The 22,855-nt window shown below is 73.2% G+C and carries 18 protein-coding genes; 7 read left to right on the forward strand and 11 right to left on the reverse strand.

The genetic code is table 11. The features are described from left to right. Positions 1-205: 205 nt before the first annotated feature. From ACFVHO_RS07480 to ACFVHO_RS07490, 3 genes are all read right to left on the reverse strand, one after another. Positions 206-1,666: a glutamate synthase subunit beta gene (locus tag ACFVHO_RS07480; protein ID WP_385711168.1), complete on the reverse strand. Its 1,461-nt coding sequence runs from the start codon at positions 1,664-1,666 to the stop codon at positions 206-208. Beyond that, positions 1,659-6,200 (reverse strand): glutamate synthase large subunit, encoded by a 4,542-nt coding sequence (gene gltB / locus ACFVHO_RS07485; protein ID WP_385711218.1) that lies wholly within the window; start codon positions 6,198-6,200, stop codon positions 1,659-1,661. Before gltB ends, ACFVHO_RS07480 begins: the two co-directional genes overlap by 8 nt. Positions 6,201-6,592: 392 nt before the next feature. After that, complete coding sequence (locus tag ACFVHO_RS07490; RefSeq protein ID WP_385711170.1) at positions 6,593-7,324, reverse strand: VIT1/CCC1 transporter family protein; 732 nt, start codon at positions 7,322-7,324, stop codon at positions 6,593-6,595. A 328-nt stretch (positions 7,325-7,652) separates the two neighbouring features. Between ACFVHO_RS07490 and ACFVHO_RS07495 the strand changes: the two genes are divergently transcribed. From ACFVHO_RS07495 to ACFVHO_RS07525, 7 genes are all read left to right on the forward strand, one after another. Further along, a complete protein-coding gene (locus ACFVHO_RS07495) occupies positions 7,653-8,660 on the forward strand; it encodes an ADP-ribosylglycohydrolase family protein (protein ID WP_385711172.1) in 1,008 nt (335 codons plus the stop codon). 170 nt (positions 8,661-8,830) lie between these two features. Further along, positions 8,831-10,225, forward strand: coding sequence for an ADP-ribosylglycohydrolase family protein (locus ACFVHO_RS07500; RefSeq protein WP_385711220.1), 1,395 nt, complete (start codon positions 8,831-8,833; stop codon positions 10,223-10,225). Further along, positions 10,122-11,318, forward strand: coding sequence for an ADP-ribosylglycohydrolase family protein (locus ACFVHO_RS07505; RefSeq protein WP_385711173.1), 1,197 nt, complete (start codon positions 10,122-10,124; stop codon positions 11,316-11,318). The genes ACFVHO_RS07500 and ACFVHO_RS07505 overlap by 104 nt, the downstream gene beginning before the upstream one ends. Beyond that, positions 11,315-12,742 carry an ADP-ribosylglycohydrolase family protein gene (locus tag ACFVHO_RS07510; protein WP_385711175.1) on the forward strand — a complete coding sequence of 476 codons (1,428 nt, stop codon included), beginning with the start codon at positions 11,315-11,317 and terminating at the stop codon, positions 12,740-12,742. The genes ACFVHO_RS07505 and ACFVHO_RS07510 overlap by 4 nt, the downstream gene beginning before the upstream one ends. Further along, positions 12,739-13,644 carry a ribokinase gene (gene rbsK / locus ACFVHO_RS07515; protein ID WP_385711177.1) on the forward strand — a complete coding sequence of 302 codons (906 nt, stop codon included), beginning with the start codon at positions 12,739-12,741 and terminating at the stop codon, positions 13,642-13,644. The genes ACFVHO_RS07510 and rbsK overlap by 4 nt, the downstream gene beginning before the upstream one ends. Then, on the forward strand, positions 13,641-14,870 hold the full coding sequence (locus tag ACFVHO_RS07520) for a CaiB/BaiF CoA transferase family protein (RefSeq protein WP_385711179.1): 1,230 nt from the start codon (positions 13,641-13,643) through the stop codon (positions 14,868-14,870). Before rbsK ends, ACFVHO_RS07520 begins: the two co-directional genes overlap by 4 nt. Further along, entirely contained in the window at positions 14,867-15,724 is an 858-nt protein-coding gene (locus tag ACFVHO_RS07525; protein WP_385711181.1) for an HpcH/HpaI aldolase/citrate lyase family protein, read from the forward strand. Before ACFVHO_RS07520 ends, ACFVHO_RS07525 begins: the two co-directional genes overlap by 4 nt. Before the next feature lie 5 nt (positions 15,725-15,729). On the opposite strand, the gene lgt is transcribed toward ACFVHO_RS07525, so the two are convergent. From lgt to ACFVHO_RS07565, 8 genes are all read right to left on the reverse strand, one after another. Continuing rightward, positions 15,730-16,728, reverse strand: coding sequence for a prolipoprotein diacylglyceryl transferase (gene lgt, locus ACFVHO_RS07530; RefSeq protein WP_385711183.1), 999 nt, complete (start codon positions 16,726-16,728; stop codon positions 15,730-15,732). Between the two features lie 145 nt (positions 16,729-16,873). After that, positions 16,874-17,656, reverse strand: coding sequence for a DsbA family protein (locus ACFVHO_RS07535; protein WP_385711185.1), 783 nt, complete (start codon positions 17,654-17,656; stop codon positions 16,874-16,876). Between the two features lie 63 nt (positions 17,657-17,719). Next, positions 17,720-18,535, reverse strand: coding sequence for a tryptophan synthase subunit alpha (gene trpA / locus ACFVHO_RS07540; RefSeq protein ID WP_385711187.1), 816 nt, complete (start codon positions 18,533-18,535; stop codon positions 17,720-17,722). Then, positions 18,532-19,821, reverse strand: coding sequence for a tryptophan synthase subunit beta (gene trpB, locus ACFVHO_RS07545; RefSeq protein ID WP_385711188.1), 1,290 nt, complete (start codon positions 19,819-19,821; stop codon positions 18,532-18,534). The genes trpA and trpB overlap by 4 nt, the downstream gene beginning before the upstream one ends. A gap of 604 nt (positions 19,822-20,425) precedes the next feature. Next, the gene (gene trpM, locus ACFVHO_RS07550; protein ID WP_385711190.1) at positions 20,426-20,722 is read right to left on the reverse strand and encodes a tryptophan biosynthesis modulator TrpM; all 297 of its coding nucleotides are present in this window, start codon (positions 20,720-20,722) and stop codon (positions 20,426-20,428) included. Positions 20,723-20,731: 9 nt separating this feature from the next. After that, positions 20,732-21,541 (reverse strand): indole-3-glycerol phosphate synthase TrpC, encoded by an 810-nt coding sequence (gene trpC, locus ACFVHO_RS07555; RefSeq protein ID WP_385711192.1) that lies wholly within the window; start codon positions 21,539-21,541, stop codon positions 20,732-20,734. Positions 21,542-21,753: 212 nt separating this feature from the next. Next, the gene (locus ACFVHO_RS07560; protein ID WP_385711194.1) at positions 21,754-22,191 is read right to left on the reverse strand and encodes a DUF2752 domain-containing protein; all 438 of its coding nucleotides are present in this window, start codon (positions 22,189-22,191) and stop codon (positions 21,754-21,756) included. Between the two features lie 149 nt (positions 22,192-22,340). After that, on the reverse strand, positions 22,341-22,574 hold the full coding sequence (locus ACFVHO_RS07565; protein WP_289952043.1) for an HGxxPAAW family protein: 234 nt from the start codon (positions 22,572-22,574) through the stop codon (positions 22,341-22,343). Between the last annotated feature and the right edge of the window lie 281 nt (positions 22,575-22,855).

The following is a 22,855-nucleotide window of genomic DNA, read 5'->3' on the forward strand; positions in this document are numbered from 1 at the left end:
TCGGCGAAGCGGCCGAACCGTAATCACCGTTGCGCGGTGCGCTACGGCTTGCAATCGGCGTTGCGCATGACGCAATCACGGTGTACGCGCCCGGGGCGGAGCGCACAAAAAACGCGACGCCCACCCAGTGTCCGGTCGGGGACAGGGCAGGCGTCGCGCCAGTTCCGTACGCCGTTGTACGGGACGTGTGAAGGGGCCGTACGGACTACACCGTCAGCGCCCGGTCGGTCGGGCGAATGGGCGAGGGAAGATCACTCGCACCGGTGAGGAACCGGTCCACACCGCGTGCGGCCGAGCGTCCCTCGGCGATCGCCCACACGATGAGCGACTGGCCGCGCCCGGCGTCACCGGCGACGAACACACCGGGGACATTGGTCTGGAACTCGCCGTCCCGCGCGACGTTCCCGCGCGCGTCGAGGTCGAGCCCGAACTGCTCCACCATGCCGTTCTCACGGTCCGTACCGGTGAAGCCCATGGCCAGCGTGACGAGCTGGGCGGGGATGCGCCGCTCGGTGCCCGGCTTCTGGGTGAGCTTGCCGTCCACGAACTCGACCTCGACCAGGTGCAGGAACTGCACGTTCCCGTCCTCATCCCCCTCGAAGTGGGTGGTCGAGACGGAGTAGACGCGCTCGCCGCCCTCCTCGTGGGCCGAGGTGACCTTGTAGAGCATGGGGAAGGTCGGCCAGGGCTGCCCGGCGGAGCGCTCGTCGCCCGGCCGGGGCATGATCTCCAGCTGGGTGACGGAGGCGGCGCCCTGGCGGTGGGCGGTGCCCACGCAGTCCGCGCCGGTGTCGCCGCCGCCTATGACGACGACGTGCTTGCCCTCGGCGGAGACGGGCGTGGTGACGTAGTCGCCCTCCTGCACCTTGTTGGCGAGCGGCAGGTACTCCATCGCCTGGTAGACGCCCTTGAGCTCGCGTCCGGGGACGGGCAGGTCACGGGCGGTGGTGGCACCGACGGCGATGACCACGGCGTCGTAGCGCTTGCGCAGCTTCGCGGCGTCGATGTCGCGGCCGATCTCCACGCCGGTGCGGAACTTGGTGCCCTCCGCGCGCATCTGCTCGATGCGGCGGTTGATGTGCCGCTTCTCCATCTTGAACTCGGGGATGCCGTAGCGCAGCAGGCCGCCGATGCGGTCGGCGCGCTCGTACACGGCGACGGTGTGTCCGGCGCGGGTGAGCTGCTGGGCGGCGGCGAGGCCCGCCGGGCCCGAGCCGATCACGGCGACCGTCTTGCCGGAGAGCCGCTCGGGCGCCTGCGGCGCCACGTCACCGGTCTCCCAGGCCTTGTCGATGATGGAGACCTCGACGTTCTTGATGGTGACGGCGGGCTGGTTGATGCCGAGGACGCAGGCCGCCTCGCAGGGCGCGGGGCACAGCCGCCCGGTGAACTCCGGGAAGTTGTTGGTGGCGTGCAGCCGCTCGGAGGCGGCGGACCAGTCCTCGCGGTAGGCGTAGTCGTTCCACTCGGGGATGAGGTTCCCGAGCGGACAGCCGTTGTGGCAGAACGGGATGCCGCAGTCCATGCAGCGCGAGGCCTGCTTGGAGATGATCGGGAGCAGCGAGCCGGGGACGTAGACCTCGTTCCAGTCCCGCAGCCGCTCGGGGACCGGGCGGGTCTCGGCGACCTCGCGGCCGTGGTTCAAAAAGCCCTTGGGATCAGCCATTGGTCGCCGCCTCCATCATCTTCTCGGTGATCTCGGACTCGGAGAGTCCGGCTCGCTCGGCGGCGTCCTTGGCGGCGAGCACTGCCTTGTACGTGCTGGGGATGATCCTGCTGAAGCGGGTCACGGACGTGTCCCAGTCCGCGAGCAGCTTCTCGGCGACGGTGGAGCCCGTCTCCTCCTGGTGGCGGCGCACGACGTCGTGCAGCCACTGCTTGTCGGTGTCGTCGAGGGGCTCGACGGCCGCGAGGTTCCCGGCGTTGACGTTGTCGCGGTCCAGGTCGATGACGTACGCGATGCCGCCCGACATGCCGGCCGCGAAGTTGCGGCCGGTCTCGCCGAGGACGACCGCGTGGCCGCCGGTCATGTACTCGCAGCCGTGGTCGCCCACGCCCTCGGACACCACGAGCGCGCCGGAGTTGCGCACGCAGAACCGCTCACCGGTGCGGCCGCGCAGGAACAGCTCGCCGCCGGTGGCTCCGTAGCCGATGGTGTTGCCCGCGATGGTGGAGTACTCGGCGAGGTGGTCGGCGCCGCGGTCGGGGCGGACCACGATGCGGCCGCCGGACAGGCCCTTGCCGACGTAGTCGTTGGCGTCGCCCTCCAGGCGCAGCGTGACGCCGCGCGGCACGAAGGCGCCGAAGGACTGGCCCGCCGAGCCCGTGAAGGTGATGTCGATGGTGTCGTCGGGCAGGCCCGCGCCACCGAACTTCTTCGTCACCTCGTGGCCGAGCATGGTGCCGACCGTGCGGTTGATGTTGCGGATCGCGACCTGGGCGCGGACCGGCTGGGCGTCCGCCTGCGAGTCGGCGGCGAGCGCGTCGGCCGCGAGCTTGATCAGCTCGTTGTCGAGGGCCTTCTCCAGGCCGTGGTCCTGGGCGACGACCTGGTGGCGGACGGCGCCGCCGGGCAGGTCCGGGACGTGGAACAGCGGCTCCAGGTCCAGGCCCTGGGCCTTCCAGTGGTTCACGGCCCGCTCGGTGTCGAGGAGTTCGGCGTGGCCGACGGCCTCCTCGATGGAGCGGAAGCCGAGCTCGGCGAGGAGTTCGCGGACCTCCTGCGCGATGAACTCGAAGAAGTTGACGACGTACTCGGCCTTGCCGCTGAAGCGCTCGCGCAGCGTCGGGTTCTGCGTGGCGATGCCGACCGGGCAGGTGTCCAGGTGGCAGACGCGCATCATGACGCAGCCGGACACGACGAGCGGCGCGGTCGCGAAGCCGAACTCCTCGGCGCCGAGCAGCGCGGCGATGAGCACGTCACGGCCGGTCTTCAGCTGGCCGTCGGTCTGCACGACGATGCGGTCGCGCAGGCCGTTGAGGAGCAGGGTCTGCTGGGTCTCGGCGAGGCCGAGCTCCCAGGGGCCGCCCGCGTGCTTGAGCGAGGTGAGCGGGGACGCGCCGGTGCCGCCGTCGTGGCCGGAGATGAGCACCACGTCCGCGTGGGCCTTGGAGACACCCGCGGCGACCGTGCCGACGCCGACCTCGGAGACCAGCTTCACGTGGATCCGCGCCTGCGGGTTCGCGTTCTTCAGGTCGTGGATGAGCTGGGCGAGGTCCTCGATGGAGTAGATGTCGTGGTGCGGCGGCGGGGAGATGAGCCCCACGCCCGGCGTCGAGTGCCGGGTCTTGGCCACCCACGGGTAGACCTTGTGTCCTGGGAGCTGGCCGCCCTCGCCGGGCTTCGCGCCCTGGGCCATCTTGATCTGGATGTCGTCGGCGTTGACCAGGTACTCGCTGGTCACGCCGAAGCGGCCGGAGGCGACCTGCTTGATGGACGAGCGGCGCGCCGGGTCGTAGAGCCGGTCGGCGTCCTCGCCGCCCTCGCCGGTGTTGGACTTGCCGCCGAGCTGGTTCATGGCGATGGCGAGGGTCTCGTGCGCCTCGCGGGAGATCGATCCGTACGACATGGCGCCGGTGGAGAAGCGCTTGACGATCTCGGAGACCGGCTCGACCTCGTCCACGGGGATCGAGGGCCGGTCGCTCTTGAAGCCGAACAGGCCCCGGAGCGTCATCAGGCGCTCGGACTGCTCGTTCACGCGGTCCGTGTACTGCTTGAAGATGTCGTAGCGGCGGCTGCGCGTGGAGTGCTGGAGGCGGAAGACCGTGTCGGGGTCGAACAGGTGCGGCTCGCCCTCGCGGCGCCACTGGTACTCGCCCCCTATGTCCAGGGCGCGGTGCGCGGACGGCACGCCGGAGGCCGGGTAGGCCTTGGCGTGGCGGGCGGCGACCTCCTGGGCGACGACGTCGATGCCGACGCCGCCGATCTTGGAGGCGGTGCCGTTGAAGTACTTCTCGACGAAGGCCTCCTGGAGGCCGACGGCCTCGAAGACCTGGGCGCCCCGGTAGGAGGCGACCGTGGAGATGCCCATCTTGGACATCACCTTCAGGACGCCCTTGCCGAGGGCGAAGATCAGGTTGCGGATGGCCTGTTCGGCCTCGATCCCGGGCAGGAACGTGCCCGCGCGGACCAGGTCCTCGACGGACTCCATCGCCAGGTACGGGTTGACGGCCGCCGCGCCGAAGCCGATGAGCAGCGCGACGTGGTGCACCTCGCGCACGTCGCCCGCCTCGACGAGCAGGCCCACCTGGGTGCGCTGCTTGGTGCGGATGAGGTGGTGGTGGACGGCCGCGGTGAGCAGGAGCGAGGGGATCGGGGCGTGCTCGGCGTCGGAGTGCCGGTCGGAGAGCACGATCAGCCGGGCGCCGGCCTCGATGGCGGCGTCGGCCTCGGCGCAGATCTCCTCGATGCGGGCGGTCAGGGCGTCACCGCCGCCGCCGACCCGGTACAGGCCGGAGAGCGTCGCGGCCTTCATGCCGGGCATGTCGCCGTCGGCGTTGATGTGGATGAGCTTGGCCAGCTCGTCGTTGTCGATCACCGGGAAGGGCAGGGTGACGCTGCGGCAGGAGGCCGCGGTGGGGTCGAGGAGGTTGCCCTGCGGGCCGAGCGAGGAGCGCAGCGAGGTCACGAGCTCCTCGCGGATGGCGTCAAGCGGCGGGTTGGTGACCTGCGCGAACAGCTGGGTGAAGTAGTCGAAGATCAGCCGCGGGCGCTCGGAGAGCGCGGCGATCGGCGTGTCCGTGCCCATCGAGCCGATCGGCTCCGCCCCGGCCTTGGCCATCGGGGCGAGCAGGATGCGCAGCTCCTCCTCGGTGTAGCCGAAGGTCTGCTGGCGGCGCGTGACGGAGGCGTGCGTGTGCACGATGTGCTCGCGCTCGGGCAGGTCGGACAGCTCGATCTCACCGGCCTCCAGCCACTCCGCGTACGGCTTCTCGGCGGCGAGGGCGGCCTTGATCTCGTCGTCCTCGACGATGCGGTGCTCGGCGGTGTCGACGAGGAACATCCGGCCGGGCTGCAGTCGGCCCTTGCGGACGACCTTCGCCGGGTCGATGTCGAGGACGCCGACCTCGGAGCCGAGGACGACCAGGCCGTCGTCGGTGACCCAGTAGCGGCCCGGGCGCAGGCCGTTGCGGTCGAGGACCGCGCCGACCTGGGTGCCGTCGGTGAAGGTGACGCAGGCCGGGCCGTCCCAGGGCTCCATCATCGTGGCGTGGAACTGGTAGAAGGCGCGGCGGTCCTGGTCCATGGAGGCGTGGTTCTCCCAGGCCTCCGGGATCATCATCAGGACCGAGTGGGGCAGCGAGCGGCCGCCGAGGTGCAGGAGTTCGAGGACCTCGTCGAAGGAGGCGGAGTCGGAGGCGTCCGGCGTACAGACCGGGAAGATCCGCTCCAGCGTGTCCCCGCCGTTGCCGAACACGTCGGAGACGAGCTGCGACTCGCGGGCCCGCATCCAGTTGCGGTTGCCCTTGACCGTGTTGATCTCGCCGTTGTGCGCCACGAAGCGGTAGGGGTGCGCGAGCGGCCAGCTCGGGAACGTGTTGGTGGAGAAGCGCGAGTGGACGAGCGCGACGGCCGTGGCGAAGCGGCGGTCGGACAGGTCCGGGAAGAAGGGCTCCAGCTGGCCGGTGGTCAGCATGCCCTTGTAGACGATCGTGCGCGCCGAGAGGGAGGGGAAGTAGGTGGCCGCCTCGCGTTCGGCGCGCTTGCGCAGCACGAACGCCTTGCGGTCGAGGACGAGCCCGCTGGCCTCGCCTCCCCCGGACTCCGTCCGGGAGGTGCCCCCAGCGACGAACAGCTGGCGGAAGACCGGCATCGTCGAGCGGGCGGTGGCGCCGAGCAGCGTCGGGGCGACGGGGACCTCGCGCCAGCCGAGCACGGTCAGGCCCTCTTCGGCGGCGATCGTCTCGATCCGTGAGACGGATTCGTCGACGGAGTCCTGCGGCAGGAAGGCGATGCCGACGGCGTACGCGCCCGCCTCGGGGAGGCTGAATCCGGCCACTTCGCGCAGGAACGCGTCCGGGACCTGGAGCAGGATGCCGGCGCCGTCGCCGGAGTCGGGCTCGGATCCGGTGGCGCCGCGGTGTTCGAGATTGCGCAGTACGGTCAGCGCCTGCTCGACGAGCTCATGGCTCGCCTCACCGGTGAGGGTGGCCACGAACCCGACGCCACAGGCGTCGTGCTCATTACGGGGGTCGTACATCCCTTGCGGGGCGGGGCGACCGTCCATGGGCGACCAGGCGTCGGAACGCATCGGCACTCCCGTCGTCGTGATGGGGGCAACCTCCCGGGCGACTGGGGCTCCGGGGGCGCGAGCGGCGATAGGGACGACGTTGGCCCTGGCTAAATTTCGTGCAGGTTACATGATGGACCGCTTCTCGAAAAGCGGATACTTCATTCCAGCATGTGGACGCGCCCTGGGGGGTCGAGGGCGGCGGAGGAGGGACCGGAAGCGGACAGATCGGTGACCGCGGGCCCGGAGCGCCAGGAGCCTCATTGCCCGCAGCGCTTACGGCTCATGCCCAGCGGTCAAGGAATCGAAACCGCACGGTAACGACTACTTATGCAGAATCCTGCATACACCTGCACGGCGGCCTATCCTACGGCCGTCCCGAACAGGCTGCCCAGGGCGTACGTCACACCCGCCGCGGCCCCACCCAGAGCGAGCTGCCGCAGCCCGCTGAACCACCAGGACCGCGCCGTCACCCTGGCCACGACCGCACCGCACGCGAAGAGCCCGATCAGCGCGAGCAGCAGCGCGGGCCACAGGGCACCGGCCCCGAGCAGATACGGCAGTACGGGCAGCAGGGCGCCCAGCGCGAAGGAGCCGAACGAGGACACGGCGGCGACCAGCGGCGAGGGCAGGTCGCCCGGGTCGATGCCCAGCTCCTCGCGGGCGTGGATCTCCAGGGCCTGCTCGGGGTCCTTGGACAGCTGCCGGGCGACCTCGCCGGCCAGCTCCGGTTCGACGCCGCGCGACACGTACAGCGCGGCGAGCTCCCGCTCCTCGTCCTTGGGGTGCTTGCGCAACTCCCTGCGCTCCACGTCCAGTTCGGCCTGGACCAGCTCGCGCTGCGAGGCGACGGAGGTGTACTCGCCCGCGGCCATCGAGAACGCGCCCGCGGCGAGCCCCGCGAGGCCGGTGATGACGATGGTCTCCCGCGACACCGCCCCGCCCGCGACACCGGTCATCAGCGCCAGGTTGGACACGAGACCGTCCATGGCGCCGAAGACGGCGGGGCGCAGCCAGCCACCGTTGACGTCACGGTGGGTGTGGTTGTCCCGGTGCGCCTCGTGCAGCGGTGCCTCGGTCTCGATGATCGCCATGACGAAAACTCTTCCTCCCACTCGGACGGGGGCACACGCATGCGGACGGGGGCACACGTCACCCCGGTACGGAGCGCTCCGGCCCCGGTCCCTCCCCCTCGGACGCCCTCGAAAGTACGCCCGAAAAATCTTGCCCGCCAGCAAGGAAGGCCGTACTTACCTGCGAAAACGCGCCTCGGCGGGCCCTCACCCGAACCCCCGTGCGCAGCCTCTCCGGCATGCCGAAGGGGTGACGCTGAGCGCATGGATGCTCACATGAGTGCCGTCGCGTGGCAGGGATGGTCCGACGCACTGCAACCCGGCAGTCAGCGCGACAGGGAGGCACGGCATGGCATCGGTCGCATGTGTTCCCTCGGTCCCGGCGCCCGGTGACGCCGGCGGACTCCGCGAGCGGGCCCGCGGGGCGATGCTCGGCCTCGCCGTCGGCGACGCGCTCGGCGCGCCCGCGGAGAACATGAAGCCCTCCGAGATCCGGCGCCGCTGGGGCCGCATCACGGGGTACGTCGTCGAGCATCCGGCGGGCACGGACGACACCGAGTACGCCATCTTCTCCGGCCTCCTCCTCGCCCGGCACGGCTCCGCGCTCACCGTCGCGCACGTCGAGGCGGCCTGGCACCAGTGGATCGCCGACCTGGACGAAGGCCCGTTCCGCGGCGCGGGGTTCAGCGAACGCGGCACCCTGGAGAACCTGCGCCGGGGCCTCGCCGCGCCCATCTCCGCCCAGCACCGGCACGCCTGGAGCGACGGACTGGCGATGCGCGCCGCCCCCTTCGGCGTCTTCGCCGCGGGCGACCCCGCCGAAGCGGCCCGCCTCGTCGCCGTCGACGGCACGGTCAGCCACGAGGGCGAGGGCATCCACGGCGGCCGGGCGGTGGCGGCGGGCGTGGCGGCGGCGATGGCGGGCGCGCCGGTGGAGTCGGTGGTCGCGGCGGCCCTCTCCGTCATCCCCTCCGACAGCTGGACCGCCCGCTCCCTGCGCCGCGCCGTCGCCGTCGCCCACCGCGGCGAACGCGCGGTCCGCTCGGCGGTCGTCATCGGCGGCTACCCGTGGACGGACCTCGCCCCCGAGGCGGTCGGCCTCGCCTTCGGCGCGTACGCGGCCGCCGGGGGCGACTTCGCGACGGCGGTCCTCACGGCGGTGAACATGGGCCGCGACGCCGACACCACGGCAGCGGTCGCGGGCGCCCTGGCAGGCGCGACCTGCGGCGCGAAGGCGATCCCCCCGGAGTGGTCCACCCCCATCGGCCCGGCCCACGGCACCTGCCTCCCGTCGATGCGGGGCCATCACGTCCTGGACATCGCAGAGTTGCTCACGCCGGACGGGGAAGAATCATGAAGCCCACATCCCCCGCTGCGGGCCCCCCGCCCGCCCCCGCTGTGGGCAGCTGGTCCGCCCAGAGGGCGGTAGGGGCATCCCCTGCTCGAGCGGAGCCGAGAGCTTGGGGAAGGGTGGGCACAGCGGACACCGCGGCGCCGCGCAACACACTCGCCGTGACCCAAGCCCCGGTGCCGGGCCACCCTTACGCGGACGCCCCCCAAGGCCCACCTGGGCAAACCCCGGCGCCGGGCACCCCCGAGCCCCACGCCGGCCAAAGCCCCCCTCGGGCCACCCCGGTACAGGGCACGACGACGGGCGCCCGCACCGAAGGCCTCCTCCTGGGCCTGGCCGCAGGCGACGCCGCAGGCTGGCCCGCGGCCCGCCACCGCGCAGCGCGGATGCCCACCTGGACCCGCCGCCTCACCCGGGAACTCGACACCTTCGCCGAGCACAACGCGACCACCACCCTCCCCGTCCCCATCGCCCTGAACCAGCCCCCCGAACCCCTCCGCCTCGGCCCCTCCGACGACGCCGAGTGGGCGGCCTTCACCGCCGAAGCCGTACTGAAGGCGACGGACGGCACCCTGGACGGCACCCTCACCAGGGACCGCCGCACCCGAGCGACCCTCGCCCTGGCCTGGAACACCCTGGCCAGCGAGGTGGCAGCGGCGGCGGCCCGGGCCCCGGAGGTGGAGTCGGCCCTGCTCCCCCTGCGCGCCCGCATCTCCGTACGCGCGGGCCTCGGCAACCTCGCGGCGGGCCTGCGCCCACCCGCCACCGGCCACGACAACCCGCACTTCTTCGACGACGCGGCCTGCGTACGCGCCTGCGTCCTCGCCCTGGTCCACCCGGGCGACCCCGAACGGGCCGCCGACCTGGCCGAGTTCGACGCCCGCTACACCCAGGACGGCGACGGCGTGCACGGCGCCCGCGCGATGGCCGCGGCGATCGCGACCGCGCTCGTGGGCGCGACCCCCGAGGAGGCCGCGGCCGCCGCCCTCGCCCAACTGCCCGCGCACACGGAGATCGGCCGCAACGCCCGCCACGCCCTGGACCTGGCCCGCGACTGCGCACCGCACCCCGGCCCGCACGAGGACCCGCACCCCGGCGACGCCGCCTTCGCCCTGATCCCGCTCCTGGAGCACCAGATCGTCGACCACGTCTACAGCTACGGCATCGCCGCAGCCGAGACCGTCCCGGTGGCCCTGGCCCTGGCCGTCGCCTCCGGGGGCCGGATCCGCGAGGCGGTGCCCGCGGCCGCCTGCCTGTCCCGCGTGGCGGACTCCGCACCCGCCCTCACCGGCGCGCTGACCGGCGCCCTGGCCACGGCCACCGCCATCCCGTACACGTGGCGGGAGACCTGCCGCACCCTCTCCGGCTGCGCCCTGCCCCGCCTCGCGGGCACCGATCTGGTGGAGCTGGCCGGGCAGTTGGCGCGGGCACACACCGAACCACCCACCCCACAGGAGGACTCGGGACATGCCACCACTGGATCCGACACCGGGCGGCGCCCGGGCGAGCCGCCCGACGCTGACCCTCATCGACCGCGTGACGGGCGCCCTGGTCGGCGCGGCGGTCGGTGACGCGCTCGGCGGCCCCGTCGAGGGCTGCTCCCCCGAGCAGATCGCGGAGCGCCACGGCGGCCGCGTCCGGGGCGTCGTCGGCCCCTGGCACGGGGACGAGTGGCGCACGGCCCGCCCCATCGCCCCGTACCACAAGGGCGACGGGCACATCACCGACGACACCCTGATGACCCACGCGCTGGTCCGCGTGTACGCCACGGTCCGCGACCACCTGGACGCGTACGCGATCGCCGACCACCTGGTCCCCGACCTGATCACCACGCCCCGCTGGATCCCCGAACTCGAAGCCGACGCCCTCCCCCTGCAACGCCTCTTCCTCGCCGAGAAGTGGCTCGTGGCCCGCCTCCACTACGGCCACGTCGATCCGCGCGAGGCGGGCGCGGGCAACATCGTCAACTGCGGCGCGGCGATGTACATGGCGCCGGTCGGCCTGGTCAACGCGGCGAACCCGGCGGGCGCGTACGCCGAGGCCCTGGACGTCGCGGGCGCGCACCAGTCGTCGTACGGCAGGGAGGCCGCCGGGGTCTTCGCGGCGGCCGTGGCGGCGGCCTGCTCCCCCGGCGCGACGCCCACCTCGGTCATCGACACCTGCCTCGCCCTGGCGAAGGACGGCACGCGCGCGGCGATCGAGGCCGTGGCCGAAGTGGCCTGCGGATACGACGAGTTCGAGCCCGCGCTCGTCCCGCTCCGGACGGCGGTCGCCCCCTTCGACACGGTCGGCCCCGACTATCGCGCCCCGTCCCTCGGCGCCCGCCGCCCCTCGCGCCTGCACGCCATCGAGGAACTCCCCGTCGCCCTCGCCATGCTCCTGATCGCCGACGGCGACTACCGCCAAGCGGTCCTCGGCTCGGTGAACTACGGCCGCGACTGCGACTCGACCGCCACGATGAGCGGCGCGATCGCGGGCGCCCTGCACGGCGCGGCCCCCGTCCCCGAGGACTGGTCGGCGACGGTGTCCCGCGCCAGCCGCCTCGACCTGCACGCCCCGGCGACCACCCTCGCGGAGGTCACCCGGGAGGTCTTCGCCAAGGACCGTGCCCGCCGCCGCGCCCACGAGTCGGCGTTCACGGCCCTGACGGACGACGCCGAATGACGCGCCTGACCTGGCTCCAGCCCGAGGACCTCATCACCCACGAGTTCCGCCAGGCGGAGGAGGAGGGCAGAGACGTCACGTCGACGCGCTCCCGCTGGCTGGCGGCGGGAGGCTCCCCCACCCCGCCGGTATCGGGCGCGTCCCCGCACCCGACGTCACCGGGACTGCGCGCCCTGGCGGAAGACCTGCTGACCGAACTGGACGGACTGGAGGGACTGGAGGGACTGGACGGGTCTTTCGAGCCCGTCCGGCGTTTGAGGACGAGGCGCGAAGCGCCGATGGCGGGGGTCCGGGGGCGGCAGCCCCCGGTTTCGGGAAGGGGCGGGACCGGGGAAAGCCCCGCAGGGCACCCCACCCGCCTCCACGCCGCCTGGCTCGGCCGAGCCGCAGGCTGCCTCCTCGGCAAGCCGGTCGAGAAGCTCCCCCTCGAAGGCATCCGCGCCCTCGCGAGAGCCACCGGCAACTGGCCCCTGGACACCTGGTTCACGGCAAGAGGCCTCCCACCCGAGCTGACCACCGCGTACCCCTGGAACAGACGCTCGGCACCGACCTCCCTCGCCGAGAACATCAACGGCATGCCGGAGGACGACGACCTCAACTACCCCCTCCTGAACCTGCTCCTCCTGCAACGCCACGGCAAGGCGTTCACGACGCACGACGTGGCCGCGCTGTGGCTGGAGGAACTCCCGGCCGCGAGGACGTTCACGGCGGAACGCGTGGCGTACCGCAACCTCCTGAACGGCGTACCGCCACCGCGCACGGCCCGCCACCACAACCCCTTCCGCGAGTGGATCGGCGCCCTCATCCGCGCGGACGTGCACGGCTGGACGAACCCGGGCGACCCGGCGGCGGCGGCCGAGCAGGCGTACCGGGACGCGTGTCTGACCCACACGGACAACGGCGTGTACGGGGCGATGTTCGCGGCGGCGACGATCGCGACGGCGGCGTCCGGGACGGCCGACGTGCACGCCAGTCTCGCGGCGGGCCTGGACGCGGTCCCGCCGGACTCGCGCCTCGCCGCCGCGGTCCGCCGCGGCATCCGGCTGGCCGGGGCGCACCGGGACTTCGACACCGTGGTGGACCACCTGCACGCGGAGTACGGCGGGTACCACTGGGTCCACGTCGTCCCGAACGCGGCGCTGCTCGCGGCGGCCCTCACGCACGCCGACGGCGACTTCACCGCCTCGATCACGCGCGTGGTGTCGGGCGGCTGGGACACGGACTCCAACGGGGCGACGGCGGGCTCGGTCGCGGGCCTGCTGTCCGGTCGGCCGGACGCGCTCCCGGACCGCTGGACGGCGCCGCTGGAGAACCGGCTCGCGACCTCGGTCGGCGGCTTCCACGGCATCGGCTTCGACACCCTCGCGCGGCTCACCGCGCACCTCACCCGCGACCCCACCCTCCAGGAGGCACCCCGCCCATGACCCGCCCCCACATCGCCGTCCTCGGCAGCACCAACATGGACCTCGTCGCGTACGTGGCCAAAGCCCCGCAGCGCGGGGAGACCGTCACCGGCCGCGAGTTCCGCACCCTTCCCGGCGGCAAGGGCGCCAACCAGGCCGTCGCCGCGGCCCGCGCGGGCGCCACCGTCGCGATGATCGGCGCGGTCGGCAACGACGCCTTCGGCTCCCAACTGCGGTCCGCCCTCGACCACTCGGGCGTGGACACCGACCTGCTGCGCACGGTCGAGGGCGCGAGCGGCACGGCCCACATCGTCGTCGACGACGACGGCGGCAACGCGATCGTCGTCATCCCCGGCGCGAACGCCACGCTCACCGCGCTCTCCGCGGGCGACAAGGCCGAGATCGCCTCCGCCGCCGCGCTCCTGCTCCAGCTGGAGGTCCCGCTGGAGGGCGTCCTCGCCGCCGCCCGCACCGCCCGCGAACACGGCGTGCGCACCATCCTCACCCCGGCCCCGGCGCAGCCCCTGCCGCCCGAACTCCTCGCCGCCACCGACCTGTTGCTCCCCAACGAGCACGAGGCCGCCGCCCTCACCGGCATCACCGACCCGGCCGCGGCGGCCCGGGCACTGCTCTCCCAGGTCCCGGAGGTCGTCGTGACGCTGGGCGCGGCGGGCAGCCTGTACGCGGCCCGGGGCGCCGAGCCCGTCACGGTGCCCGCGCGGCGGGTCGCGGCGGTGGACACGACGGGCGCGGGCGACACCTTCGCGGGCGCGCTCGCGGTGGCGCTCTGCGAGGGCAATTCCCTTCCAGGGGCACTGAGTTGGGCGTCGGCGGCGTCCGCGCTCTCCGTGCAGCGCCCGGGCGCGGCGACCTCCATGCCGTACCGCGCGGAGATCGACGCCGAAGCGGGAGCGACGGCATGACCCCCGCGACACCCCCGGCCGCGCCCCCGGCCCCGCCGCAGCCGCCGCTGACGGGACTGCGCGTCCTCGACCTGGCCACCCTCTTCGCCGGTCCCCTCGCCGCCACCCTCCTCGGCGACTTCGGCGCGGACGTCGTCAAGGTCGAGCACCCCAGGCGCCCCGACCCGTCCCGGGGGCACGGCCCGGCGAAGGACGGCGTCGGCCTGTGGTGGAAGCTGCTCGGCCGCAACAAGCGCACGATGACCCTCGACCTCTCCACCCCCGGCGGCCGCGCCACCCTTCTCCGGCTGGCCGCCGGAGCGGACGTGATCGTCGAGAACTTCCGCCCCGGCACCCTGGAGAAGTGGAACCTCGGCTGGCCGGAGCTGAGCGCCGCGAACCCGCGCCTCGTCCTCGCCCGCGTCACCGGCTTCGGCCAGTTCGGGCCGTACGCGCGCCGCCCAGGGTTCGGCACCCTCGCGGAGGCGATGTGCGGGTTCGCCGCGGTCACCGGGGAGCCGGACGGGCCGCCGACGCTGCCGCCGTTCGGCCTCGCGGACTCCATCGCGGGCCTGGCGACGGCGTACGCGGTCATGACCGCCCTGGCGGCACGCGACCGCACGGGCCGGGGCCAGGTCGTCGACATGGCGATCATCGAGCCGATCCTCACGGTGCTCGGCCCGCAGCCCCTCTGGTACGACCAGCTCGGCCACGTACAGGCGCGCACCGGCAACCGCTCCGCGAACAACGCGCCCCGCAACACCTACCGCACGGCGGACGGCGACTGGGTCGCCGTCTCCACCTCCGCCCAGTCGATCGCCGAGCGCGTGCTGCGGCTCGTGGGCCGCCCCGACCTGATCTCCGAGCCGTGGTTCGGCTCCGGCACGGGGCGGGCCGCCCACGCGGACGTCCTCGACGAGGCGGTCGGCGCGTGGATCGCCGAGCGCACCCGCACCGAGGTGATCGAGGCGTTCGAGAAGGCGGAGGCGGCGGTGGCGCCGATCCAGGACGTACGCGACGTCATGACCGACCCCCAGTACGCGGCCCTGGGCACCATCACCACCGTCCCGGACGACCCGGAGCTGGGCGACCTGCGCATGCAGAACGTGCTGTTCCGCCTCAGCGAGACCCCTGGCGCCATCCGCTGGGCGGGCCGCCCGCACGGCGCCGACACCGAGGCGGTCCTCACCGAGCTCGGCCTCACCGAAGACGAGATCACCTCGCTGCGCAAGGCGGGAGCCCTGTGAGACCGATCCCGCTGACCTGGCTGTACGTTCCCGGGGACCGGCCCGACGTGGTGGCGAAGGCGCTCGTGGCGGGCGCGGACGTGGTGGTGGTCGACCTGGAGGACGCGGTGGCCCCGGCCCGCAAGGAGTACGCCCGCGCGGCCACCGCGGAACTCCTCGCCGAGCCGCCGCACCCGCCGTCGCCCGGCACCGCCCGCCCGGCCGTGCAGGTCCGTGTGAACGCGCTCGGCACCCCGCTGTCCGACGCGGACCTCGAAGCCGTCGCCCCGCTGCCCGGCCTCGCCGGACTGCGGCTGCCCAAGGTCACCTCACCGGCCGACGTGATCCGCGCGGCGGAGCGGGCGGCGCCGCACGACGGCGGGGCGCCCGCCCTGCACGCCCTCCTGGAATCCGCCCTCGGCATCGAGCGGGCCCACGCCATCGCCACCGCGCACCCGGCCCTGCGCGGGGTGTCCATCGGGGAGGCCGACCTCCGCGCCGACCTGGGCGTACGCGAGGACGCGGGGCTCGACTGGGCACGCTCGCGGGTGATCGTGGCCGCGCGGGCGGCGGCGCTCCCGGCGCCGCCGCAGTCCGTGCACCCCGACATCCGGGACACGGACGGCCTCGCGGCGTCCTGCGCGCACGGGCGCACCCTGGGCTTCCTGGGCCGCGCCGCGATCCACCCGCGTCAGCTCCCGGTGATCGAGCGCGCCTATCTGCCCACCGCCCGGGAGGTCGAGGAGGCCGAGTCGGTCCTCAAGGCGGCGGCGTCCGAGGAGGGCGCGCTCGCCCTCCCCGACGGCCGCTTCGTGGACCGGGCGGTGGTGGAGCAGGCCCGCAGGACGCTGGCCCTGGCCGGGAGCGCGCCCTAGCCCCGTCAACCCTTGTCGGCCGCGTCCGTGGTCTTCGGCTTGGTCAGGGACGTGGTCCTGGTGTCGCCGCCGGACGTGGCGTCGGCGGGCTCCTTGTCGCCGCCGTCGCCGACGCCGTCACCGGCCTCGGCGGTGTCGTCGGATGCCGCGTCGCCGTCGTCGGCCCCCGAGAGCTGCCTCTCCGCCGCCGCGCCGGGTTCGACGACCTCCTCGCGGCCGGGCCGCGTCCGCGCCGACACCACGAAGTAGACGACGGCCAGGACGAAGACGAGGAGCGCCGTCCAGTTGTTCAGGCGCAGGCCGAGGACCTCGTGCGCGTCGTCGACGCGCAGGTACTCGGTCCAGAAGCGGCCGACGCAGTACGACGCGACGTACAGCGCGAAGGCGCGGCCGTGGCCGAGCTTGAAGCGGCGGTCGGCCCAGATGACCAGGACGGCGACGCCGATGCACCACAGCGACTCGTACAGGAACGTCGGGTGGTAGGTCCCGGGGACCCGGCCGTCCTCCGCGGAGGTGATCTTCAGCGCCCACGGCACGTCGGTCTTCTTGCCGTACAGCTCCTGGTTGAACCAGTTCCCCCAGCGGCCGATGGCCTGGGCGATGGCGATGCCGGGCGCCAGCGCGTCGGCCCACGCGGGCAGCGGGATGCCCCGGCGGCGACAGCCGATCCAGGCGCCGACGGCGCCGAAGGCGATGGCGCCCCAGATGCCGAGCCCGCCCTCCCAGATCTTGAAGGCGTCCACCCAGTCACGGCCGTCGCTGAAGTACAGCTGGTAGTCCGTGATGACGTGGTAGAGGCGGCCGCCGACGAGTCCGAAGGGCACCGCCCACACGGAGATGTCGGCCACGGTGCCGGGTCGGCCACCGCGGGCGATCCACCGCTTGTTGCCGAGCCACACGGCAACGAAGACGCCGATGATGATGCAGAACGCGTAGCCGCGCAGCGGAATCGGGCCGAGATCGACCACTCCGCGCGACGGGCTGGGGATGTAGGCAAATTCCATGGCAGGGTCGACGCTACCGTGCCGGGCGGCGACGACGGCAGCCAGCCCCGCAACGGGTCCATAACGGGGCCGGGAACAGACGGGCCCGGGGCGGGGCCGACGCCCCCGTCCCCGGGCCGCACGAAACCGCCGGACCGCCGCCCGGCTACTGGTTCGCCTTCTCCACCATGGCCTTGAGCTTCTGGGGGGTCAGCGGGTTCTGCTGGTCGCCGAAGATGTCCTTGCCGTCGAGCAGGACCGTGGGCGTGCCGCGGAGCTTGGCCTTCTGGAAGGCCTCGTGGGACTTGCCGACCCAGCTGTTGTGGGTGCCGTCGTTCACGCACTTCTTGAACGGGGCGGTGACAAGCCCTTCGACCTTGCCCGCCAGCTCGATCAGCTTGGCGTTGTCGGCGAAGGCGTCGTCGGGCTCGGGCGGCTGGTTCTTGAACAGCTCGTCGTGGTACGGCGCGAACTTGCCCGCGTCCTGGGCGCAGGCGGCGGCGTTGGCGGCGTGCAGGGAGCCGCTGCCGCCCATGTTGCCGTCGATGAGGGTCGCGAGGTGGTAGTCCACCTTCAGCATGCCCCGGGCCGCGAGGTCGTTGATCGTCGAGCGGTACATGTCCTCGAACTGCTTGCAGGCCGGGCAGCGGAAGTCCTCCCAGACCGTGAGCGTGGACTTCGCGCTGTCCTTGCCGAGCGGAATGGACAGCTCGTCCTCGCCGCTCGCTCCCTTGGGCACGACGACGGGACCCGCGGTGTCCTTCTCCTTCTTGTCGTCGCCCGCGTTGGCCGCGAGCACGCCGACGACCGCGGCCAGGCCGAGCACGCCGACGACGGCGGCGCTGACCAGGAGCGTGCGGCGCCGCTTGTCGCGCGCCTTCTGCCGCTCCCGCTCCACCGCGAGGCGTTCACGGGCCGATTGCTTACCTTCTCGGTTCTTCTCGCTCACATCGGGGCAAACGAACCGGGGAGGCCCGTGCGGCCTCCCCGGTCCCAGGTCCACCCTTAAGGATTACGCGTGTTCGCGTACGCCCTTCGCCAGTTCGCCGGCGAGCTCGCGGACCGCGGCGACACCGGCCGCCTCGTCGTCGGCGTCCAGCATCCGCTGGACGAACGCCGAGCCGACGATGACTCCGTCGGCGAAGCCCGCGACCTCGGCGGCCTGCGCGGCGTTCGAGACGCCGAGGCCGACGCAGACCGGCAGTTCGGTGGTCGCGCGGGTGCGCTCCACCAGGTTCTGCGCCTGGGCTCCCACGGACACGCGGGTGCCGGTGACACCCATCAGGGAGGCCGCGTACACGAAGCCCGAACCGGCCGCCGTGATCGTCGCGAGCCGGGCGTCCTTGCTGCTCGGCGCGACGACGAAGACGGTGGCGAGGCCGTGCTTGGCCGCGTGCTCGCGCCACAGCGCCGACTCCTGCACCGGCAGGTCGGGCAGGATGCAGCCCGCGCCGCCCGCCTGCGCGAGCTCGGCGGTGAAGCGCTCCACGCCGTAGCGGTCGATGGGGTTCCAGTACGTCATGACGAGCACCGGCTTGCCCGTGGCCGCGTGTGCCTCGCGCACCGTTCGGAACACGTCGGCGATCTTCACGCCGCCGCGCAGGGCGATGTCGTCGGCGGTCTGGATGACCGGCCCGTCCAGGACGGGGTCGCTGTGCGGCAGGCCGACCTCGACGACGTCGGCGCCGCCGTCGAAGGCCGCCTTGATGGCCTCGATGCCGCCGTCCACGGTGGGGAAGCCCGCCGGGAGGTAGGCGATCAGGGCCGACCTGCCCTCGGCCTTGGCGGCGGCGAGGGTGTCGTTCAACAGCTGGATGTTGCCGCTCACTTGACGTCCCCCTCGATCTCGGCGTGCTCGCCGGCCGCGTCCGCCGCGACGGCGGCGGCGTCCGTGTCGTACAGGTTGAAGTAGCGGGCGGCGGTGTCCATGTCCTTGTCGCCGCGGCCCGACAGGTTGACGACGATCAGCCCGTCCTTGCCCAGCTCCTTGCCGACCTCCAGGGCGCCCGCGAGGGCGTGCGCGCTCTCGATCGCCGGGATGATGCCCTCGGTGCGCGAGAGCAGGCGCAGGGCCTCCATCGCGGCGCCGTCGGTGACCGCGCGGTACTCGCCGCGGCCGCTGTCCTTCAGGAAGGCGTGCTCGGGGCCGATGCCCGGATAGTCGAGTCCGGCCGAGATCGAGTACGGCTCGGTGATCTGGCCCTCCTCGTCCTGGAGCACGTAGCTGCGCGAGCCGTGCAGGATGCCCGGCTCGCCCGCCGTCAGCGTGGCGGCGTGCTCGCCGGTCTCCACGCCGTGCCCCGCGGGCTCGCAGCCGATCAGGCGTACGTCCGCGTCCGGGATGAACGCGTGGAACAGGCCGATCGCGTTGGAACCGCCGCCGACGCAGGCGACGGCCGCGTCGGGCAGGCGCCCGGCGCGCTCCAGGATCTGCCGCCTGGCCTCGACGCCGATGACGCGGTGGAAGTCGCGGACCATGGCGGGGAAGGGGTGCGGGCCCGCCACGGTCCCGAACAGGTAGTGGGTGTGGTCGACGTTGGCCACCCAGTCGCGGAACGCCTCGTTGATCGCGTCCTTGAGCGTACGGCTGCCGGACTTCACGGCGATGACCTCGGCGCCGAGCATCCGCATCCGCGCGACGTTGAGTGCCTGCCGCTGGGTGTCGATCTCCCCCATGTAGATGGTGCACTCGAGCCCGAACAGCGCGCAGGCGGTGGCGGTGGCCACGCCGTGCTGACCGGCACCGGTCTCGGCGATCACCCGGGTCTTCCCCATGCGCTTCGTCAGGAGCGCCTGCCCGAGCACGTTGTTGATCTTGTGGGACCCGGTGTGGTTCAGGTCCTCCCGCTTGAGGAACACCCGGGCGCCACCGGCGTGTTCGGCGAACCTCGGCACCTCCGTGAGGGCGCTCGGGCGGCCCGTGTAGTTCACGAGCAGGTCGTCCAGCTCGCGGGCGAACTCAGGGTCCGCCTTCGCCTTGTCGAACTCGACGGCCACCTCGTCGACGGCGGCGACGAGCGCCTCCGGGATGAACTTGCCGCCGAACGCGCCGAAGTACCCTTCGGCGCTCGGGATCCGACCCTCCGGGTCGGGGATGAAGTACTCGCTGGGCATGTGGAACCTCGCGTGATGTGGGGTGGACTGTCGGTCACCGTATTGCGCGAGCGCCTCTGGCCGGCGGGGGTGGGGGGCGGCAGCTGTTCCCGCCGCTGCGCGGCGGATTGCCCCACCCGCCCGCCCGTGACCCTGGGGCCCGGGTGGCCCTGCGGACCGCCGTGCGGCGGGAGCCCTCGACCCCGGGTGCGGGTGCGGAAGCCGTCCCGCCGCTGCGCGGCGGATCGCCCCACCCGCCCACCCGTAACTGTGGGACCCGGGTGCGGGAACGGGCCCACCCCGCAGGTGCAGGTTCTCCCACCCACCCGAGGGCGCGGGACCTCCCACCCACCCAAGCGTGCAGGTTCTCCTACCCACCCGGGGGCCAGGCTCTCCCAACCACCCGAAGGTGCGGGCTCTCCCACCCATCCGAAGGTGCGGGCTCTCCCACCCACCCGAGGGCGCGGGCTCTCCCAACCACCCAAGCGTGCAGGTTCTCCCACCCACCCGGGGGTCCGGGGGCGGAGCCCCCGGGTTCGGGAAGGGGCGGGGTTGGGGAAGGAAAGAATCCGCCGCCACGGCGAGCAACCCCCACCGGCGAGTCCCGGCGGTGCCGAACTCCCCGCTAGCGATGCCGCAGGCAAAGGCGCAGGCGCGCGTCGCGCGGGCGCCATCGCATGCCGTTCACCTGCCCGGGCTCGTCCCCGATGACGTACCGCACCCGCCGCCCGTGCACCCGCCGCGCAGGCGCCCTGCACCCCCGCGGCCGGCAGCCACGGGCAAGGCGGGCGTACGGGTCACAGGTGCCCGAGAGGCCCGCGGGGAGCGGGGGGCCGAGGGGCGCGGCCGACCGCACGCACGCCCGGCCGCCGTCCGGGCGCGTGCCCGGGCGGTCGGCGGCGGCGAAGAGGTCGGCGGGCATCGGTGCGGGTCAGCTCCTGCCGTGCCGGAGGGCCGGGTGGGCCCCGGCGGCGACGAGGTCGGACACCGCGCCCCGCGGGTCCCGGCCGGTGACGAGGGACTCGCCGACGAGCACCGCGTCGGCGCCCGCGTTGGCGTAGGCGATGAGGTCGTGCGGCCCGCGCACCCCGGACTCGGCGATCTTCACGACGGAGTCGGGCAGCTCGGGCGCGACCCGCTCGAAGGTGTCGCGGTCGACCTTGAGGGTCTTCAGGTCGCGCGCGTTGACGCCGATGACCTTCGCGCCCGCGTCGACGGCCCGCTCGGCCTCGTCCTCGTCGTGGACCTCCACGATCGGGGTGAGGCCGATGGACTCGGCGCGCTCGATCAGCGATTCGAGGGCGGGCTGGTCGAGGGCGGCGACGATCAGCAGGGCGAGGTCGGCGCCGTACGCCCTGGCCTCCCACAGCTGGTACGACGTGACGATGAAGTCCTTGCGGAGCACCGGGACGTCGACCTTGGCGCGCACGGCCTCCAGGTCGGCGAGCGAGCCGCCGAAGCGGCGCTCCTCGGTGAGCACGGAGATGGCGGCGGCGCCACCGGCCTCGTAGTCGGCGGCGAGCCCCGCGGGGTCGGCGATCGCGGCGAGCGCGCCCTTGGACGGGCTGGAGCGCTTGACCTCGCAGATGACCTTGACGCCGTCGCCGCGCAGCGCGGCGACCCCGTCCTTGGCCGCGGGGGCCTTCGCCGCGCGCTCCTTGAGCTCGTCGAGGCTGACGCGCGCCTGCCGCTCTGCGAGGTCGGCACGGACTCCGTCGATGATCTCGTCGAGCACACTCACGCGAGCGGCCCCCTTCCAGGACGGTTGAATCTACGTTCAAGCAGTTTCAGAGCGGTGTTCCAGCGGGACACCGCCACTCGGTCCGCCCTCGACGGGCTTTCCCATGGTCACTGCGATGGTATCCGCAGGAGGGCGAAGGACCCGCATCCGGTTGACGCGGGTCCCACGACCTGGACATTTGTCAGGCGTGCGGCGGAGTGCCAGGGCGGGCTCTAGGGGTGCAGCGCCCCGCCGAACGGCAGGTTCCGTACGAGGGTGAACAGGGCGACGACGATGCCGACGCCCCACAGCTGTGCGCGGCCCAGTCCGAGCCGCAGCGGCCTGCCGCGCGCCGTCCGGAGCGCCCACAGGGCCCACACGACCGCGAACAGGCCGAAGCCCACGACGGCCAGCGCGTTGGCGCCGAGGGCCGTCGGCAGGTCGCCGTGGGCGAAGGCGTGGGCGCTGCGCAGGCCGCCGCAGCCGGGGCAGAAGACGCCCGTGTAGTGCAGGAGCGGGCAGGGCGGGTAGTGGCCCGGTTCGTTCGGGTCGACCGTGGCGACGTACGCGAAGGCCGCGGTGACCGAGCCGAGCAGTCCGAGCGGCACGGCCAGGCGCCTGAGCGCCCCGGCCGGGCCCGGGGGCGCGGTGGTCTGCGGTTCTGGGGTCACCCGGGCATTGTCTCCCGCGCGGGGCCCGTGCGCCCGGGTGGTACGCCGTCGGAGGGGTGAAGTGGTCCGGTCCGGGGGGCCGGGTACGCCTCAGGGGGGTCGGAACATGTTCCGACCCCCCTGAGGCGTACGTGTGCCCGCTGTCGCGGTCAGCTCTCGGAGCTCGCCACCCGCGGCGCCCGCTGCGGCTTCTGGCCGAGGCCCGCGAGACGCATGGCGCCGCCCACGATGCCGCCCACGAGGGTGAGGGCCATACCGGCCCAGAAGCCCAGCGGGTTGTCCATCACCATGAAGGCGCCCGCGACACAGAAACCGATGAAGGCGATGATGACGCCGGTCCAGGCGGCCGGGGTGTGACCGTGTCCGTGGCTGCTGCCCGCCATGACTTGCTCCTCGTAGCTATGCGTGTGGGGTGGGCGCCGGTCCGGGCGGATCGCCGGTCCCGCGCCACCGTGAGTCGGACGCTCGGCTCCATTGTCCCGTACCGGCGCGTATGCCTTGAGCGCGGGGTCCCGGGCCCGGGACCCCGCGTCCGGTGGGTCGGCCCGGTCCCGTTCGGTCGGCCGGCCCTAGGGCCTGTCCGGCGGATCTTCGCGGAACAGCCCGCGGCGTCTGGTGCGTGCTCTCGGCGTGCGCCCGGATCGCCCTCGTACTGGACGTACTT

Source organism: Streptomyces sp. NPDC127108, from assembly GCF_042677545.1.
GTDB lineage: Bacteria > Actinomycetota > Actinomycetes > Streptomycetales > Streptomycetaceae > Streptomyces.

Bases quoted from the DNA above. Each gene is read 5' to 3' on its own strand.
- gltB (WP_385711218.1), bottom strand. From the start codon at position 6,200: ATGTACGACCCCCGTAATGAGCACGACGCCTGTGGCGTCGGGTTCGTG.
- ACFVHO_RS07490 (WP_385711170.1), bottom strand. From the start codon at position 7,324: ATGGCGATCATCGAGACCGAGGCACCGCTGCACGAGGCGCACCGGGAC.
- ACFVHO_RS07565 (WP_289952043.1), bottom strand. From the start codon at position 22,574: ATGGCGGGCAGCAGCCACGGACACGGTCACACCCCGGCCGCCTGGACC.
- rbsK (WP_385711177.1), top strand. From the start codon at position 12,739: ATGACCCGCCCCCACATCGCCGTCCTCGGCAGCACCAACATGGACCTC.
- lgt (WP_385711183.1), bottom strand. From the start codon at position 16,728: ATGGAATTTGCCTACATCCCCAGCCCGTCGCGCGGAGTGGTCGATCTC.
- ACFVHO_RS07510 (WP_385711175.1), top strand. From the start codon at position 11,315: ATGACGCGCCTGACCTGGCTCCAGCCCGAGGACCTCATCACCCACGAG.
- trpM (WP_385711190.1), bottom strand. From the start codon at position 20,722: ATGCCCGCCGACCTCTTCGCCGCCGCCGACCGCCCGGGCACGCGCCCG.
- ACFVHO_RS07495 (WP_385711172.1), top strand. From the start codon at position 7,653: ATGGCATCGGTCGCATGTGTTCCCTCGGTCCCGGCGCCCGGTGACGCC.
- ACFVHO_RS07520 (WP_385711179.1), top strand. From the start codon at position 13,641: ATGACCCCCGCGACACCCCCGGCCGCGCCCCCGGCCCCGCCGCAGCCG.
- ACFVHO_RS07505 (WP_385711173.1), top strand. From the start codon at position 10,122: ATGCCACCACTGGATCCGACACCGGGCGGCGCCCGGGCGAGCCGCCCG.
- trpB (WP_385711188.1), bottom strand. From the start codon at position 19,821: ATGCCCAGCGAGTACTTCATCCCCGACCCGGAGGGTCGGATCCCGAGC.
- ACFVHO_RS07480 (WP_385711168.1), bottom strand. From the start codon at position 1,666: ATGGCTGATCCCAAGGGCTTTTTGAACCACGGCCGCGAGGTCGCCGAG.